Annotated in this window: 12 protein-coding genes, 8 tRNA genes and 3 rRNA genes; all 23 read right to left on the bottom strand. The window is 38.9% G+C overall.

Features of this window, described 5'->3' with window-relative positions:
• Positions 1–28 precede the first annotated feature (28 nt).
• Positions 29–2,950, bottom strand: a 23S ribosomal RNA gene (locus tag PYW31_RS11515).
• A gap of 285 nt (positions 2,951–3,235) precedes the next feature.
• Positions 3,236–4,788: ribosomal RNA gene (locus PYW31_RS11520) — 16S ribosomal RNA — on the bottom strand.
• A 154-nt stretch (positions 4,789–4,942) separates the two neighbouring features.
• A tRNA-Ala gene (locus PYW31_RS11525) sits at positions 4,943–5,018 on the bottom strand.
• 18 nt (positions 5,019–5,036) lie between these two features.
• Positions 5,037–5,110: transfer RNA gene (locus tag PYW31_RS11530), tRNA-Pro, on the bottom strand.
• A gap of 35 nt (positions 5,111–5,145) precedes the next feature.
• Positions 5,146–5,222: transfer RNA gene (locus tag PYW31_RS11535), tRNA-Arg, on the bottom strand.
• A 13-nt stretch (positions 5,223–5,235) separates the two neighbouring features.
• A tRNA-Leu gene (locus PYW31_RS11540) sits at positions 5,236–5,324 on the bottom strand.
• A 7-nt stretch (positions 5,325–5,331) separates the two neighbouring features.
• A tRNA-Gly gene (locus tag PYW31_RS11545) sits at positions 5,332–5,406 on the bottom strand.
• Positions 5,407–5,420: 14 nt separating this feature from the next.
• Positions 5,421–5,493 (bottom strand) — tRNA-Lys (locus tag PYW31_RS11550).
• Between the two features lie 6 nt (positions 5,494–5,499).
• A tRNA-Thr gene (locus tag PYW31_RS11555) sits at positions 5,500–5,575 on the bottom strand.
• Between the two features lie 13 nt (positions 5,576–5,588).
• A tRNA-Val gene (locus tag PYW31_RS11560) sits at positions 5,589–5,664 on the bottom strand.
• A gap of 19 nt (positions 5,665–5,683) precedes the next feature.
• Positions 5,684–5,798 (bottom strand): 5S ribosomal RNA (rrf, locus tag PYW31_RS11565).
• The 16S, 23S and 5S rRNA genes sit together here with 8 tRNA genes alongside, the layout of an rRNA operon.
• 500 nt (positions 5,799–6,298) lie before the next feature.
• The gene (gene lysS, locus PYW31_RS11570; protein WP_046837978.1) at positions 6,299–7,786 is read right to left on the bottom strand and encodes a lysine--tRNA ligase; all 1,488 of its coding nucleotides are present in this window, start codon (positions 7,784–7,786) and stop codon (positions 6,299–6,301) included.
• A 155-nt stretch (positions 7,787–7,941) separates the two neighbouring features.
• Positions 7,942–8,130: a hypothetical protein gene (locus PYW31_RS11575; protein ID WP_235602290.1), complete on the bottom strand. Its 189-nt coding sequence runs from the start codon at positions 8,128–8,130 to the stop codon at positions 7,942–7,944.
• 128 nt (positions 8,131–8,258) lie between these two features.
• On the bottom strand, positions 8,259–8,738 hold the full coding sequence (gene folK / locus PYW31_RS11580; protein ID WP_046837977.1) for a 2-amino-4-hydroxy-6-hydroxymethyldihydropteridine diphosphokinase: 480 nt from the start codon (positions 8,736–8,738) through the stop codon (positions 8,259–8,261).
• Entirely contained in the window at positions 8,738–9,103 is a 366-nt protein-coding gene (gene folB / locus PYW31_RS11585; RefSeq protein WP_046837976.1) for a dihydroneopterin aldolase, read from the bottom strand. The genes folK and folB overlap by 1 nt, the downstream gene beginning before the upstream one ends.
• Positions 9,081–9,884 carry a dihydropteroate synthase gene (folP, locus tag PYW31_RS11590; RefSeq protein ID WP_046837975.1) on the bottom strand — a complete coding sequence of 268 codons (804 nt, stop codon included), beginning with the start codon at positions 9,882–9,884 and terminating at the stop codon, positions 9,081–9,083. The genes folB and folP overlap by 23 nt, the downstream gene beginning before the upstream one ends.
• 221 nt (positions 9,885–10,105) lie before the next feature.
• Positions 10,106–11,038: a cysteine synthase A gene (gene cysK, locus PYW31_RS11595; RefSeq protein ID WP_046837974.1), complete on the bottom strand. Its 933-nt coding sequence runs from the start codon at positions 11,036–11,038 to the stop codon at positions 10,106–10,108.
• A 155-nt stretch (positions 11,039–11,193) separates the two neighbouring features.
• On the bottom strand, positions 11,194–12,075 hold the full coding sequence (gene hslO, locus PYW31_RS11600; RefSeq protein ID WP_046837973.1) for an Hsp33 family molecular chaperone HslO: 882 nt from the start codon (positions 12,073–12,075) through the stop codon (positions 11,194–11,196).
• 210 nt (positions 12,076–12,285) lie between these two features.
• A complete protein-coding gene (gene ftsH, locus PYW31_RS11605) occupies positions 12,286–14,370 on the bottom strand; it encodes an ATP-dependent zinc metalloprotease FtsH (RefSeq protein ID WP_046837972.1) in 2,085 nt (694 codons plus the stop codon).
• 317 nt (positions 14,371–14,687) lie between these two features.
• Positions 14,688–15,227, bottom strand: a complete 540-nt coding sequence (hpt, locus tag PYW31_RS11610) for a hypoxanthine phosphoribosyltransferase (RefSeq protein WP_046837971.1) — start codon at positions 15,225–15,227, stop codon at positions 14,688–14,690.
• Complete coding sequence (gene tilS / locus PYW31_RS11615; protein WP_046837970.1) at positions 15,217–16,521, bottom strand: tRNA lysidine(34) synthetase TilS; 1,305 nt, start codon at positions 16,519–16,521, stop codon at positions 15,217–15,219. Before tilS ends, hpt begins: the two co-directional genes overlap by 11 nt.
• Before the next feature lie 159 nt (positions 16,522–16,680).
• Positions 16,681–17,079 (bottom strand): S1 domain-containing RNA-binding protein, encoded by a 399-nt coding sequence (locus tag PYW31_RS11620; protein ID WP_046837969.1) that lies wholly within the window; start codon positions 17,077–17,079, stop codon positions 16,681–16,683.
• Between the two features lie 100 nt (positions 17,080–17,179).
• Positions 17,180–17,578, bottom strand: a complete 399-nt coding sequence (locus PYW31_RS11625) for an FtsB family cell division protein (RefSeq protein ID WP_046837968.1) — start codon at positions 17,576–17,578, stop codon at positions 17,180–17,182.
• Positions 17,579–17,582 lie beyond the last annotated feature (4 nt).

Here is a 17,582-nt window from a genome sequence, read left to right on the forward strand (position 1 = left end):
AAGTTACCAATCAAAACTGGTTTAATATTTGATTAAGTCTTCGATCGATTAGTATTCGTCAGCTCCACATATCGCTATGCTTCCACCTCGAACCTATTAACCTCATCATCTTTGAGGGATCTTATAACCGAAGTTGGGAAATCTCATCTTGAGGGGGGCTTCATGCTTAGATGCTTTCAGCACTTATCCCGTCCATACATAGCTACCCAGCGATGCCGTTGGCACGACAACTGGTACACCAGAGGTATGTCCATCCCGGTCCTCTCGTACTAAGGACAGCTCCTCTCAAATTTCCTACGCCCACGACGGATAGGGACCGAACTGTCTCACGACGTTCTGAACCCAGCTCGCGTACCGCTTTAATGGGCGAACAGCCCAACCCTTGGGACCGACTACAGCCCCAGGATGCGATGAGCCGACATCGAGGTGCCAAACCTCCCCGTCGATGTGAACTCTTGGGGGAGATAAGCCTGTTATCCCCGGGGTAGCTTTTATCCGTTGAGCGATGGCCCTTCCATGCGGAACCACCGGATCACTAAGTCCGTCTTTCGACCCTGCTCGACTTGTAAGTCTCGCAGTCAAGCTTCCTTATGCCTTTACACTCTATGAATGATTTCCAACCATTCTGAGGAAACCTTTGAGCGCCTCCGTTACTCTTTAGGAGGCGACCGCCCCAGTCAAACTGCCCATCTGACACTGTCTCCCACCATGATAAATGGTGCGGGTTAGAAATCCAACACAGCGAGGGTAGTATCCCAACAACGCCTCCACGTAAGCTAGCGCTCACGTATCAAAGGCTCCTACCTATCCTGTACAAGCTGTGACGAATTTCAATATCAGACTACAGTAAAGCTCCACGGGGTCTTTCCGTCCTGTCGCGGGTAACCTGCATCTTCACAGGTACTATGATTTCACCGAGTCTCTCGTTGAGACAGTGCCCAAATCGTTACGCCTTTCGTGCGGGTCGGAACTTACCCGACAAGGAATTTCGCTACCTTAGGACCGTTATAGTTACGGCCGCCGTTTACTGGGGCTTCGATTCGTAGCTTCGCCGAAGCTAACCACTCCTCTTAACCTTCCAGCACCGGGCAGGCGTCAGCCCCTATACATCACCTTACGGTTTAGCAGAGACCTGTGTTTTTGATAAACAGTCGCTTGGGCCTATTCACTGCGGCTCTCCTGGGCGTTAACCCTAAAGAGCACCCCTTCTCCCGAAGTTACGGGGTCATTTTGCCGAGTTCCTTAACGAGAGTTCGCTCGCTCACCTTAGAATTCTCATCTTGACTACCTGTGTCGGTTTGCGGTACGGGCACCAAAATTCTAGCTAGAGGCTTTTCTTGGCAGTGTGAAATCAACGACTCGAGGAAAAAATTTCCTCTCCCCATCACAACTTGACCTTAAGAGTACCGGATTTGCCTAATACTCAGTCTTATTGCTTGGACGTGCACTCCAACAGCACGCTTCGCCTATCCTACTGCGTCCCCCCATCGCTCAAAACGAATTTTGGTGGTACAGGAATATCAACCTGTTATCCATCGCCTACGCCTATCGGCCTCAGCTTAGGACCCGACTAACCCAGAGCGGACGAGCCTTCCTCTGGAAACCTTAGTCAATCGGTGGACGGGATTCTCACCCGTCTTTCGCTACTCACACCGGCATTCTCACTTCTAAGCGCTCCACATGTCCTTGCGATCATGCTTCAACGCCCTTAGAACGCTCTCCTACCATTGTCCTACGGACAATCCACAGCTTCGGTAATATGTTTAGCCCCGGTACATTTTCGGCGCAGTGTCACTCGACTAGTGAGCTATTACGCACTCTTTAAATGATGGCTGCTTCTAAGCCAACATCCTAGTTGTCTGGGCAACGCCACATCCTTTTCCACTTAACATATATTTTGGGACCTTAGCTGGTGGTCTGGGCTGTTTCCCTCTCGAACACGGACCTTATCACCCGCGTTCTGACTCCCAAGTTAAATTGATTGGCATTCGGAGTTTGTCTGAATTCGGTAACCCGATAAGGGCCCCTCGTCCAAACAGTGCTCTACCTCCAATAATCATCACTTGAGGCTAGCCCTAAAGCTATTTCGGAGAGAACCAGCTATCTCCAGGTTCGATTGGAATTTCTCCGCTACCCACAACTCATCCGCTCACTTTTCAACGTAAGTCGGTTCGGCCCTCCATTCAGTGTTACCTGAACTTCAGCCTGGTCATGGGTAGATCACCTGGTTTCGGGTCTACGACCAAATACTCAACGCCCTATTCAGACTCGCTTTCGCTACGGCTCCACATTTACTGCTTAACCTTGCATCAAATCGTAACTCGCCGGTTCATTCTACAAAAGGCACGCCATCACCCATTAACGGGCTCTGACTACTTGTAAGCACACGGTTTCAAGTTCTATTTCACTCCCCTTCCGGGGTACTTTTCACCTTTCCCTCACGGTACTGGTTCACTATCGGTCACTAGAGAGTATTTAGCCTTGGGAGATGGTCCTCCCGGATTCCGACGGAATTTCTCGTGTTCCGCCGTACTCAGGATCCACTCAAGAGTGAACAAACTTTCGACTACAGGATTATTACCTTCTTTGATTCATCTTTCCAGATGATTCGTCTAATTTGTTCTTTTGTAACTCCGTATAGAGTGTCCTACAACCCCAACAAGCAAGCTCGTTGGTTTGGGCTCTTCCCGTTTCGCTCGCCGCTACTCAGGGAATCGATTTTTCTTTCTCTTCCTGCGGGTACTAAGATGTTTCAGTTCTCCGCGTCTGCCTTCGAATATGCTATGTATTCACATATCGATAACACGACATAACTCGTGCTGGGTTTCCCCATTCGGAAATCTCTGGATCAAAGCTTACTTACAGCTCCCCAAAGCATATCGTCGTTAGTAACGTCCTTCATAGGCTTCTAGTGCCAAGGTATCCACCGTGCGCCCTTAATAACTTAATCTTTTTTGACTTTTAACACGACGAAGTCGGTTAAAAACCCAAAATGTTATTAATCTGTGAGTGTTCTTTCGAACACTAGCGATTATTTCTTTTTGAATTCAAGCTTATTTAAAACTCTAATTCACTCGGTTTTTCTTGGTAAAATCTATATATTTTACTTACTTATCTAGTTTTCAATGTACAAATTATGCACTGAATACTCCAATGAGCATTCAAAACTGAATACAATATGTCAATGTTATCCCTCTGTCATCTTCTAAAGAAGATGTTCCGAATATATCCTTAGAAAGGAGGTGATCCAGCCGCACCTTCCGATACGGCTACCTTGTTACGACTTCACCCCAATCATTTGTCCCACCTTCGACGGCTAGCTCCATAAATGGTTACTCCACCGGCTTCGGGTGTTACAAACTCTCGTGGTGTGACGGGCGGTGTGTACAAGACCCGGGAACGTATTCACCGTAGCATGCTGATCTACGATTACTAGCGATTCCAGCTTCATGTAGTCGAGTTGCAGACTACAATCCGAACTGAGAACAACTTTATGGGATTTGCATGACCTCGCGGTTTAGCTGCCCTTTGTATTGTCCATTGTAGCACGTGTGTAGCCCAAATCATAAGGGGCATGATGATTTGACGTCATCCCCACCTTCCTCCGGTTTGTCACCGGCAGTCAACCTAGAGTGCCCAACTTAATGATGGCAACTAAGCTTAAGGGTTGCGCTCGTTGCGGGACTTAACCCAACATCTCACGACACGAGCTGACGACAACCATGCACCACCTGTCACTTTGTCCCCCGAAGGGGAAGGCTCTATCTCTAGAGTTTTCAAAGGATGTCAAGATTTGGTAAGGTTCTTCGCGTTGCTTCGAATTAAACCACATGCTCCACCGCTTGTGCGGGTCCCCGTCAATTCCTTTGAGTTTCAACCTTGCGGTCGTACTCCCCAGGCGGAGTGCTTAATGCGTTAGCTGCAGCACTAAGGGGCGGAAACCCCCTAACACTTAGCACTCATCGTTTACGGCGTGGACTACCAGGGTATCTAATCCTGTTTGATCCCCACGCTTTCGCACATCAGCGTCAGTTACAGACCAGAAAGTCGCCTTCGCCACTGGTGTTCCTCCATATCTCTGCGCATTTCACCGCTACACATGGAATTCCACTTTCCTCTTCTGCACTCAAGTTTCCCAGTTTCCAATGACCCTCCACGGTTGAGCCGTGGGCTTTCACATCAGACTTAAGAAACCGCCTACGCGCGCTTTACGCCCAATAATTCCGGATAACGCTTGCCACCTACGTATTACCGCGGCTGCTGGCACGTAGTTAGCCGTGGCTTTCTGATTAGGTACCGTCAAGATGCGCACAGTTACTTACGCATTTGTTCTTCCCTAATAACAGAGTTTTACGATCCGAAAACCTTCATCACTCACGCGGCGTTGCTCCGTCAGGCTTTCGCCCATTGCGGAAGATTCCCTACTGCTGCCTCCCGTAGGAGTCTGGACCGTGTCTCAGTTCCAGTGTGGCCGATCACCCTCTCAGGTCGGCTACGTATCGTCGCCTTGGTAAGCCATTACCTTACCAACTAGCTAATACGGCGCGGGTCCATCTATAAGTGATAGCAAAACCATCTTTCACTATAGAACCATGCGGTTCTATATGTTATCCGGCATTAGCTCCGGTTTCCCGAAGTTATTCCAGTCTTATAGGTAGGTTACCCACGTGTTACTCACCCGTCCGCCGCTAACTTCAAAGGAGCAAGCTCCTTATCCGTTCGCTCGACTTGCATGTATTAGGCACGCCGCCAGCGTTCATCCTGAGCCAGGATCAAACTCTCCATAAATGATTATGATGTTTGATTAGCTCATAAAATACTAATTTGTGTGTTATCTCTAACACGTTTGAACCAACAATTTAATGTTGTGTTCGGAATTAACGTTGACATATTGCGATTCAGTTTTCAATGTTCATTTCTTCAATGTTTATTATATTATTAATGGTGGAGACTAGCGGGTTCGAACCGCTGACCTCCTGCGTGCAAAGCAGGCGCTCTCCCAGCTGAGCTAAGCCCCCATATAATTTTTAAAAGAGTCGGGAAGACAGGATTCGAACCTGCGACCCCTTGGTCCCAAACCAAGTGCTCTACCAAGCTGAGCTACTTCCCGTACAAAATTCAGTTTAACTACATTAATTTTAATAATGGTGCGCCCGATAGGGGTCGAACCTATAACCTCTTGATTCGTAGTCAAGTACTCTATCCAGTTGAGCTACGGGCGCTTTATTAAAATAATGGTGCCGAGGACCGGAATCGAACCGGTACGGTAATCACTTACCGCAGGATTTTAAGTCCTGTGCGTCTGCCAGTTCCGCCACCCCGGCAAAATAATGGAGCAGAAGACGGGATTCGAACCCGCGACCCCGACCTTGGCAAGGTCGTATTCTACCGCTGAACTACTTCTGCAACATGGAACTGAATGAGCCATAGAGGATTCGAACCTCTGACCCTCTGATTAAAAGTCAGATGCTCTACCAACTGAGCTAATGGCTCATGAAATGGTGCCGGCCAGAGGACTTGAACCCCCAACCTACTGATTACAAGTCAGTTGCTCTACCAGTTGAGCTAGGCCGGCTATTAAATTGAAATGGTGGAGGATGACGGGTTCGAACCGCCGACCCTCTGCTTGTAAGGCAGATGCTCTCCCAGCTGAGCTAATCCTCCGAATTAAATTATGTATAAAGCCTGGCAACGTCCTACTCTCGCGGAACGTAAGTCCGACTACCATCGGCGCTAAAGAGCTTAACTTCTGTGTTCGGCATGGGAACAGGTGTGACCTCTTTGCCATTGTCACCAGACAAAATAACTTACTCAACTAATGATACAATGTTTAATGATCATTTGCAATAGTCAATTTTACACTATGTTAATGTTTTTTACATTGCGTTTACATTGAGTGTTGCGTTTGTCACCACTTGTTTTTGACGACTTTATTATGATAATTCATTTTCTCTTTTAAGTCAATACCTTTTATTAATTTTCTAAATTAATATTAGATTAATGATTCATCGTACTTGCCTTGTTTCGTTTCCTTAACTCGACTTGAATAAGTTTATCATATAGAAAGACCATATGCCATACCTTTTTTGGTATATTTTTATATTTTATTAGTACTATATTGCCAAATTGTATCTTATTACTAAATTAAATCGCTTGTTACTTGTATACTACTCATAATTCCTCACTTTCTCGAAGATATTTAGCTATTAAAAAGTTAAAAACAGATCAATTGCTTTATCCCGACATCACGGAACATTCAGCATTTGATCTGTTCAAGTTTAGTTATATTATTAAGATTCTATTTTTGTCTCATATAAGGGAAAAGTAATACATCGCGTATAGAAGCTGAATCAGTAAGTAACATTACTAATCTATCGATTCCGATACCTAAACCACCTGTTGGCGGCATTCCATATTCTAAAGCTTCAATAAAGTCTTCGTCCATTTCGTGTGCTTCATCATTGCCCTGTTCTTTTTCTACTAATTGAGCTTCAAATCTTTCTTTTTGATCAATCGGGTCATTTAATTCAGTAAAGGCATTACCATGTTCTCTGCCTACAATAAATAATTCGAAACGATCAGTGAATCTAGGGTCCTCTGGGTTTTTCTTAGCTAATGGTGATATTTCAATTGGATGTCCATAAACAAATGTCGGTTGAATTAATGTTTCTTCAACTTTTTGTTCAAAGAATTCATTTAATATATGACCATATTTCATGGTACTAGTTATTTCTATACCATGTTCTTTAGCTAACGTTTTAGCTTCTTCATCGCTTTGTACCTCAAAGAAGTCTACACCTGTAGCTTCTTTAACAGCATCAGCCATGTGGATTCGTTTCCAATCGGATTCTAAGTCTATTGTTTCTTCTCCATAACTTACTTTGGCAGAACCAAGTACTTTTTCAGATATATGTCTAATCATATTCTCAGTTAAATCCATAATATCATGGTAATCAGCATAAGCTTCATATAATTCAATCATAGTAAATTCAGGATTATGTCTTGTTGATACACCTTCATTTCTAAATACACGTCCAATTTCATAGACTTTTTCTAATCCACCAACTATTAAACGTTTAAGATGTAATTCAATCGCAATACGCATATATAATGTAGCATCAAGTGCGTTATGATGTGTAACAAATGGACGAGCAGCAGCTCCACCAGCAATTTGGTGCATCATTGGTGTTTCTACTTCTAAGAATCCCGCTTCATTTAAGTAACTTCTCATTTCCTGTAATATTTTACTACGATTAATAAATGTCTGCGTACTATCTTGGTTTGTGATTAAATCAAGGTAACGTTGGCGATAACGCTGTTCAATATCTTGCAAACCATGGAATTTATCTGGTAACGGACGTAAGGATTTAGTTAACAATGTAAATGATTTAGCTTTAACAGATAATTCACCTGTATTCGTTTTGAACATTACGCCTTCTATACCAACGATGTCCCCAAGATCAGAAGCATTCCACAATTCAAATTGCTCATCGCCTACTTGATCTTTTCTCACATATATTTGAATTTGACCAGATAAATCTTGAACATGTGCAAACCCAGCTTTACCTTTACCACGCTTAGTCATTAAACGACCTGCTATACTTACATGACTTTCTTCTTCTTTCTCATGTAATTCTTCTTTTGTAAATTGATCCCAGTCCTCATGTAATAATACTGCAGTTGAGGTACGTTCAAACTTTTGTCCAAATGGATCGATTCCTAAATCGTATAATTCTTGTAATTTTTGACGGCGGACTTGCATTTGGTCATTCATTTCTTCTGACATAACTGTCTCTCCTTTATGCTTCTTGTTCTACTTTTTTATTATCTTTTGCATTTATTTCTTTTGAAATTCTTGAAGTATATCTATCATTCATTGTTCTGTTTCAGATTAGTTTAAAGCTTTTTAGGCTTACCGTTACCACGAACGTCTTTAAGATATCATGAAGCATATTTACGCATTGTCATTGTGCCAACCATTTCACACTTCAATTCTACTAGACGAAGCAAATGTAATAAAGCAATTTCAACTTTAACTTCTACTATAGTTTCACCGATAAGTTCTCCAGTTTTCAAGTAATATACTGATAAATCATCCATGGATTCCCTTAACACTTTTCTACCAATCATAACTAATATGGATCTTGGACGTTGCTGGTTTGTTCAAACGTTCCACAACTGCAGACACCAACTATAGGAGCAAGAACTACACTATTATTTATCTCTACACCTCCAATTTCCCACATATTTATTACCTCTCAACCTTTATACTTCCTTACTGAATTATCTGTCATCACTATATTTCCAATTTTATTATTAGAATGAGGTTCAATAACATCTGCTGCTATATCATTTAAAGGAATTAATACAAATGCACGTTCCAACATACGTGGGTGCGGCACAATTAAATCTTCTTCTTCAATAATCTGATTACCATATAATAGAATATCAACATCTAAAGTCCTTGGTCCCCACCGTATGTCTCTCACACGATATAATTGCTGTTCAGTATTGAGACATACTTGTAATAAGTCGTGTGGTTTTAAATTGGTTTGAATCTCAACACATTGATTTAAAAATTGTGGCTGATCCACATAACCTACTGGCTCTGTTTCATAAATTGGTGATTTTTGTGTAACTTGAACACCTTCATAAGTATCTAAAATACGAATAGCTTCTTCAAGTTGTACCTCTCTATCTCCAATGTTACTTCCTAATCCTAAATATGCGTATATCATTATCGATTCTCCCTCACTATTTCAACCCCAACACCATCATAATGACCTGGTATAGGCGGATTTTCTTTAGTGATTCTAACTTTCGTTTCCATTACACGATTATAGTGTGAATTTATACGTTTTGCAATACGTTCAGCTAGATGCTCTAATAAATTTACAGGAGGCCCCTCCATAATATCTTTTACATCATTAAAGACTTCTCCATAATGTACTGTATCTGTTACATCATCAGAATGGCCTGCAGTATGCAATTCTACTTTCATAGTTATATCTACAATAAAAATTTGCCCGATTTCGTTTTCAGCTTTAAGGGCACCATGATAACAGTAAAATCTCATACCATTAAGAAAAATCGTGTCGCTCATTATCATTCTCCTTTAAATAATCCATACTTTGTCCTAAACGAACATTTAACGCGACATTGTGTACTCTGACCGCTTTTATGCCTTTCATTATACCATATGCCGTAGTTGCAGCAGTTGCTTCGTCTCTTTCAATAGGTGTTGTTTCTGCATTTATCATTTCTTTAATAAACCTTTTTCTACTCGTCGCTAATAGTACAGGATATTCCGTGGCAACAAGTTCATCTAATCGCGCCATAACTTCCTTCTCTTCATCGCGTGTCTTAGCAAAGCCAATACCAGGATCAATCCACACTTTGTCCTTAGGTATTCCCTTCATCTCAGCTATATTAGCTTGTTTTAATAAGTAAACTAACATCTCATCCACTACAGGTTCTGACCTTTCACCATTTCCATTATGCATTAAGACAATTTCAGCTTCATACTCGGCAACGACATCAAAAATACGTTCATCATATAGCCCTGCCCATTGATCATTAATCATCTTAGCCCCAAGCTTCAATGCAGCTTCAGCTACTTCACTTCTATATGTATCAACTGATAGCGTGATATCAAGATCTTTCAATGCTTTAACAACAGGAATAACTCGATTCATTTCTTCCTCCACACTAATTTCAGCATAACCAGGACGTGTGGATATACCACCGATGTCAATAATATCAACGCCTTCATTAACCATTGATTTCGCTCTCTTAACAGCACTTTCCACAGTATTATATTTACCACCATCTGAGAAGGAGTCCGGAGTTATATTTAATATCCCCATAATTTTTGTGTGCGCCATGTCCACTCTTCTTCCTTTCATTTTATAAAATGATTTTCGCCCAATCACTCTTATTACTATTCTATAATAACGTTATTTATTATTTTTTTCAGTAACCAATACTTAAAATCATTGTCTGCCACGTTATTCATACTATTGTAATGCTTGGAATTTTAAAAATACCAAAATAAATACCGGCCACACAATAAAAATGTGACCGGTATTTATTGAATTATCATATTTTAGTCTTCGAAAGAGTATAATGGAGTTGAAAGATAACGTTCACCATTACTTGGTAATACAGTAACAACTGTTTTACCTTTACCAAGTGATTTGGCTTTTTCAATCGCCGCATAAATTGCCGCTCCTGAAGAAATACCACCTAAGATACCTTCTTCTTTAGCTACTTTACGTGACATATCCATAGCAGTTTCATTACCTACTTTGATAATTTCGTCATAAATATTTGTATTTAATGTGTCTGGAATAAACCCTGCACCTAAACCTTGTAATTTATGCGGACCTGGTTCTCCACCACTTAAAACAGGTGAATCTTCAGGTTCAATTGCTACAAGATTAATATCTGGATATTTTTCTTTTAAAACTTTTCCAGCGCCACTTAATGTTCCACCAGTACCTACACCAGCTAAGAATGCATCAATTGTTTGGCCATCAAATTGTTCCACTAATTCAGGACCTGTTGTTAATTCGTGTACACGAGGATTAGCAGGATTTTCGAATTGTTGTGGTTCATAGTAACCAAATTCTTCTTTTAGTTCTTTAGCTTTTTTGATAGCACCTTTCATCGCTTCCGAGCCAGGCGTTAACACAACTTCAGCGCCATATGCTTTTAATAAGTTACGGCGTTCTTGACTCATCGTTTCAGGCATAGTGAATACAGCTTTGTATCCTTTAGCCGCACATACAAAAGCAAGACCGATACCTGTGTTACCACTTGTAGGTTCAACAATCGTATCACCTGGTTTAATCTTACCTGCTTGTTCAGCTTCTTCAATCATTGCTAAAGCGATACGATCTTTTACAGAACCGCCTGGATTTTGATATTCAAGTTTTACATATACGTCTGCAGCATCTTCTCCCACAACGTTGTTTAACTTAACTACCGGTGTATTACCGATTACTTTCACGATATTATCTACTGGTTTACTTGTCATAAGTATTGCTCCTTTTCATTAAAAAGTTTAAAAAACCTACTTTTTCTATCGGATATACTTTTATTTTATCAGATTTTTCTGTAAATACAACTATGAAAACCGAATTTATATATATTACTTAAATTAGAAGTTTATTCCCATTCATTGTAACCGTTTTACTTTAATTTTTCTAATAATTCCTGTAGTTCATTTTCAGAAAATTGATATTTCGTTCTACAGAAGTGACATTCTGCTTCAGCACCTTTATCTTCATCAATCATACTTTGAATTTCAGCTTCTCCCAATCCTTTAATTGCGTTCAAGAATTTTTCATGTCCACAGTTACACTCGAATTTTGAAGATAATTCATCTAAAATTTGTACATTTTCTTCTCCCAAAATTTCAAAAAGAATTTCTTCTGGAGATAAACCTTGTTCAATTAATTTTGAAACTGGCTTCATGTTATTAATTGCATCTTCCAATTTGCTAATTGTTTCTTCCCCTGCTCCTGGCATCACTTGTATGATAAACCCACCTGCAGCTTTAATTGTATTATCTGGATTCACAAGTACACCTAAACCAACTGAGGATGGCACTTGTTCACTTTTAGCGAAATAATAAGTGAAGTCATCACCTAATTCACCCGATACCAATTCACTAGAACCAGAAAAATAGTCTTTCATACCTACATCTTTAACTACAGTCAATGATCCACCGTTGCCTACAGCACGACTTACGTCTAATTTGCCCATATCATTTAATGGGAAGTGGGTTTGAGGATGTGTCACATAACCCCTGATATTGCCTTGTGCATCTGCGTCAGCAATAATCTTTCCGATAGGTCCATGCCCATCAACCGTTACCGTAAGTTTTTGGTTGTCATTTAACATAGCACCCATCATAACCGTTGCTGTCATCGTACGTCCTAGTGCAGCTGAGGCAGTTGGCCAGGTATAATGTTTTGTTTGTGCTTCTTGAACACTGTCTGTTGTCCATGCGCTATAAGCACGAATTTGCCCTCCAAATGCTAATGCTTTAACTATATAATCATTCGTCATTTTAATTTCTCCTTTTAAAGTTATCTCATTTAAATTTAAGTGGTTATTTCGCATTGAATACTTTCCATTATTTCAATTCAATTTATTGTACTGGTTACTATACGAAAATGCTAAACATTTGTTTGATAAAACTTAATGGGGTGTAATCAGCAGAAAAAAACTCTTCCTACTATCAATATGATAGCAGAAAGAGCAATTTATGTTCAGTCATTAATTTCTATTACTTGGATCATTTGGGTTGCTTGGATCACTTGGTTTATCGATATTAGGCGGTTGTTCATGACCAGTTTGTTCAGTGTCATTGCCCTGTTTATCTTCATCTTGTGAATCTTCACGACCTTCTTGTCTATCTTTATTTGATTGTTCTTGACGAACATCTTCATAAGATTTACCGTATTTTCCTTCTTCGAAGTTATCATCTTTGTTTTGCACGACTTCTGCGCCATCGTAATCAACTTCTGGTAATACGCCATCATAGAATAATGAATGGATTTGTTCAGCTACTAATGTTTCTTCTGTCAATAATGACTCAGCTATTAGTATCAGTTGTGATTTATGTTCTGTAAGGATGTTTTTACAACGCTCATATTGTTCTTTAATAATACGTTGCACTTCTTTATCAATTTCATATGCAATCTGACCAGAATATTCTGGGTCACCTTGCATATCTTTACCTAAGAAGACTTGTCCATTACTACTGCTGGCAAATTGAATTGGGCCAAGTTTTTTACTCATACCATATTCTGTAACCATCTGACGTGCAATTTGTGTTGCACGTTCAAAGTCGTTAGATGCGCCTGTTGATACTTCATTAAAGTTAATATCTTCAGAAACACGTCCACCAAGCAGACCACAAATTTTATCTAATAATTCTGGTTCAGTCATTAAGAAGCGATCTTGTTTTGGTAACATCATAGCATAACCGCCAGCTTGTCCACGTGGCACGATTGTAACTTTATGCACAATTTCTGCTTCATCAAGTACCATACCGATAATCGTATGACCAGCTTCATGATGTGCCACAATATTACGTTCTTTTTCTGAAATAACACGTGATTTTTTAGCTGGACCTGCAATTACTCTATCTGTCGCTTCTTCTATATCACGCATGTCGATTTTCTTCTTACCTTCACGAACAGCTACTAATGATGCTTCGTTAAGAAGATTTTCTAAATCGGCACCAGAGAAACCAGGTGTTCTTTGAGAAACAGCTTTTAAGTCAACTGTTTCGTCAAGTGGTTTGTTCTTAGAATGAACATGAAGAATAGCTTCACGCCCTTTTACATCTGGACGACCTACTTGGATTTGTCTATCGAAACGACCCGGACGTAATAAAGCTGGGTCTAAAATATCAGGACGGTTAGTAGCAGCTATCATAATGATACCTTCATTTTCACCAAATCCATCCATTTCAACAAGTAATTGGTTTAACGTTTGCTCACGTTCATCATGACCGCCACCAACACCAGCGCCACGTTGACGACCAACTGCATCAATTTCATCTATAAAGATGATACATGGTGCATTTTTCTTAGCGTTTTCGAACAAGTCACGTACACGACTTGCACCGACACCAACAAACATCTCAACAAAGTCTGAACCACTGATTGAGAAGAAAGGTGTACCTGCTTCACCAGCAACCGCACGTGCTAATAACGTTTTCCCTGTACCTGGAGGGCCAACTAATAGCACACCTTTTGGAATTCTTGATCCCATTTGTTTAAATTGCTTATTGTCTTTTAAGAAATCTACTATTTCAATTAATTCTTGTTTTTCTTCATCTGCACCAGCTACATCTGAGAAGCGTACACGTTTTTTCTGACTGTCGTACATTTTTGCTTTGGATTTACCAAAGTTCATCATACGACCGCCACCGCCGCCGCCACCTTGAGCTTGGCTAAGGAAGAATATAAATAATAGAGCAATAATTAATACTGGAATTAATGTTGTTAAAATACTAACGAACACACTTTGTTTTTCTTCTTCTTTAACTGTAAAATTCAATCCATCTTGACTTTGTGCTTTATCCGTTATTTTTTCGAGCTCTTTATCGTTGTTATATAAAATTGTTGAAGAATAATCTTCACCTTTTTTCGTTTTTCCACTTACCATATACACATTTTGTTCAGGTTGGATTTCAAGTGATTTTAAATCACCTTTATCTAATTGCTTCACAAATTGGTTATATGTAAGTTGCTTTGGCATATTCCCATTTCCGTTGAGCCACGAAAACAAACCAAAGATAATAACGCCAATGATTGCGATAACTAGCACATTACGAAAGGCCTTCTGCATGCGTCGTTTCCTCCTACTTCAATAATAAAACTAACAAAAATTGTAACACAAAGCGCCGGTTTTGGGCTAGTATTTCAACTTTTGCGTTGTGTTTACAATTCTTTATGTTTTATATTTAATTTTAGTTTTCATTTTACTTTAAATATGATTAAAAAGCGCCCATTAAGTTAAAGTATTTTGACATTTTAAAGCCTACCTAAGTTTATGTATTAAATTTAAAATGTTTTTAGTATATTTGTACTATTTTCATTTAACCATTTAAACTGACTTGAACTTATAGTATATAACAACTTTTCCCACGAATAAATTGTATTGCTTTAGTTTGAATAGATTTCTGGTTTCAATGTGCCAATATAAGGTAAATTTCTATAATTTTCAGCGTAATCTAAACCATAACCAACTACAAATTCGTCTGGAATTTTTTTGCCTACGTATTTAGCTTCGATATTAGCTTTACGACGATTAGGTTTATCAAGTAGCGTAACAATTTCAAGTGAATTTACGCCACGAGATTCAAGTAATTTAGTAATCGACTTCAAAGTAGTACCTGTTTCCAAGATATCTTCAATTATTAATACATCTTTATTTTCAATAGATGAACTTAAATCTTTTAAAATTTGAACTTCTCCTGTTGATTCAGTCCCACCGTGATAACTTGAAACATCCATGAAATCTATAGCTAAATGCGTATCAATATGTTTAATTAAATCTGCCATAAACATTACAGAACCTTTTAAAATCCCAATACAAACTAACGGCTTTCCACTATACGACGCTGTAATTTCAGCACCTAAATCCTTACAAATTTGTTCAATATCTTCTTCTGATAATAACACTTCTTTTAAATCATCTCTCATAATTCCATTCCTCTCCCGTATTTCTTATAAAAATTAATTGCTCATATTTTTGCTTTAAAAACAACGTTCCAATAGCAATGATTTCATTATGTGCATTTACAATAATAGGCATTTCATCACGTTCAGATTGTATCACCTTTTCATCAATAAACAATCGGCTCACTTTCTTGTGTCCGGCCCTGCCATTGAGTGCAAATTTGTCTCCATCTTTTCTTGTTCGCACTACAAGTGGAAAACAATCTAAAGGAACATGTTTAGTCACTTGGATAGTATAGTGACCAAAATTGTAAATCCCTTGCTGATTGATCTTTGTTGGTTGAAGCTTTGCTTCATAATTTGCCATTATGATAAATTTATCATAAGCTATATGAATTATCCATTTATCTGTTGTATATAATGTAGTTTGTGCTATATTTTCAGCCAGTTGTTTGAACCATTCATCATATGTTTTTTCAGTGATTGGTCTATCGAGCGACACTTTTTCAAAGATTTTATCTAATACCGCCATCTTCACAGCATGACGTAAATTCAAAAATTGACTCCTCGAAATCAAAATTTTAGTATTCTGTTGACAAAACTCTATTGAATTATCAATAAATTGATATGCTTCATTTCTAATAACTTCTAATTGTTCGTCATGCCAGTCCTTTAATTTTAGTAATTGTTCTGTCGAGAGATGTTGATTCGCTTCAATTTCGGGTAAAATTCGATTGCGAATGTCATTTCTAACATAATGGTTTTCAGCATTAGTTTCATCTTCATAATAGGGGATTTGATATCGTTTTTGATAATTATGGATTTCACTTTTAGCGATGGTTAACAGTGGTCTGTATAAACTATAATGACCTCTCAGTGCATGTTGTGACATACCTAAACTACTTCTAGTAGAACGACCAGTCATGAGTCTATAAAATATCGTTTCGATTTGATCATCTAAATGATGTGCAGTGAGCAATACATCTGCATTTAACTCCAACATCATCTCATCAAACCATTGATATCGTGCGTGTCTAGCTTCACTCTCTATACTGTTTCCTTTTGCAACCACACTAGATAAATCAAGATGATGAACATATAATGGTATGTCGTGTGTAGTGCAAAATGCTTTAATAAAAGCTTCTTCTTCTGATGCAACGGAACGTATCTGATGATTCACATGCAAACAAGTTAACTTCGCATATGAATGCTTTAAGTGTGAAATGAGTTGATGTAACAGCGTCATACTGTCAATACCAGTAGAAACTGCTAATACGACGTGATTATTTTCAGACCATCCTTCAGTGTTAACTTTCAAGACCTCTACCTCCCATACAAAACACTACTTTAGCTTTTTCCTATTATTAAAGTACTATTCCTAATATACAATAAAAAAGAGACTGTTTCCTTAAGAAAGAAAACAGCCTTAGATTGTTATGCACTCGCTCAATTTTAAAACATATATGGGTTATGCTTATTAGCGTTTAGCGCCTTTTCCACCACGTCTAGATTCTGTTTGACGTTTAATAGAAGTTAATTTATCTTCACTATCTTTCAAGAAATTTGTTAATTTCTTTTCAAAATCTTCACCTTTTGGTTGAGGTGGTTTGTGGCTCGGTTTACTTTGAGGTTTACGTGGACGATCTTTTGCTTTCTTAATTGATAAACTAATTTTTCCATCATCAGCAATTGAAAGCACTTTAACTTCTACTTCATCACCAACAGATAAGTGGTCTTCTACGTTTTCTACGTAATTATCTGCAACTTCACTTATGTGAACTAAGCCACTTTTTCCTTCAGGAAGTTCGACAAAAGCGCCAAACTTTTTGATTCCTGTGACTTTACCTTTAAGCTTGTTTCCTATTTCGATTGACATATTGTAAATAAATCCTCCCGATTTGTTTCGATTTTAACCTTATTATATGCCTGTTTGCATAATTTAACAATGGTATTATGATTCAAAAAAATAAATTTTGTTATTTATCTTGTTTGGCAGATTTGGATTCTGCTTTCGACTTATCCTCTGGTAGTTTAAAAACTACTTCTCCATCATTACTTAAATAGTAATCATCTCGAGCAACTTTTTCTATATAACTCTTATCATTAAGGTTGTTCAATTGTTCTTTTAACGCAAGTTCTTCATCTTGTTGTTTTTGATATTTTTCTTCTTTGTGTTGACGCTCGACTGCATCTTCACTATTACTTTGCTTTTGAGTGACAAGCATTATGGATAAAATGATAATAATAGCTAGTAAAATACCACCAAATAACGTGATACGTTTACGTACAACACGTCTTCTCATTCTCTGCTTTTGTTTCTTTTTATTCTCGGCAGAAGTAAACGTATTCCCTATGTTTTCTACTTTTTTACTCATAGCT

The sequence above is a fragment of the Staphylococcus succinus genome, assembly GCF_029024945.1.
Classification (GTDB): domain Bacteria; phylum Bacillota; class Bacilli; order Staphylococcales; family Staphylococcaceae; genus Staphylococcus; species Staphylococcus succinus.

Bases quoted from the DNA above. Each gene is read 5' to 3' on its own strand.
- lysS (WP_046837978.1), bottom strand. From the start codon at position 7,786: ATGTCAGAAGAAATGAATGACCAAATGCAAGTCCGCCGTCAAAAATTA.
- PYW31_RS11575 (WP_235602290.1), bottom strand. From the start codon at position 8,130: ATGATTGGTAGAAAAGTGTTAAGGGAATCCATGGATGATTTATCAGTA.
- folK (WP_046837977.1), bottom strand. From the start codon at position 8,738: ATGATATACGCATATTTAGGATTAGGAAGTAACATTGGAGATAGAGAG.
- folB (WP_046837976.1), bottom strand. From the start codon at position 9,103: ATGAGCGACACGATTTTTCTTAATGGTATGAGATTTTACTGTTATCAT.
- folP (WP_046837975.1), bottom strand. From the start codon at position 9,884: ATGGCGCACACAAAAATTATGGGGATATTAAATATAACTCCGGACTCC.
- cysK (WP_046837974.1), bottom strand. From the start codon at position 11,038: ATGACAAGTAAACCAGTAGATAATATCGTGAAAGTAATCGGTAATACA.
- hslO (WP_046837973.1), bottom strand. From the start codon at position 12,075: ATGACGAATGATTATATAGTTAAAGCATTAGCATTTGGAGGGCAAATT.
- ftsH (WP_046837972.1), bottom strand. From the start codon at position 14,370: ATGCAGAAGGCCTTTCGTAATGTGCTAGTTATCGCAATCATTGGCGTT.
- hpt (WP_046837971.1), bottom strand. From the start codon at position 15,227: ATGAGAGATGATTTAAAAGAAGTGTTATTATCAGAAGAAGATATTGAA.
- PYW31_RS11620 (WP_046837969.1), bottom strand. From the start codon at position 17,079: ATGTCAATCGAAATAGGAAACAAGCTTAAAGGTAAAGTCACAGGAATC.
- PYW31_RS11625 (WP_046837968.1), bottom strand. From the start codon at position 17,578: ATGAGTAAAAAAGTAGAAAACATAGGGAATACGTTTACTTCTGCCGAG.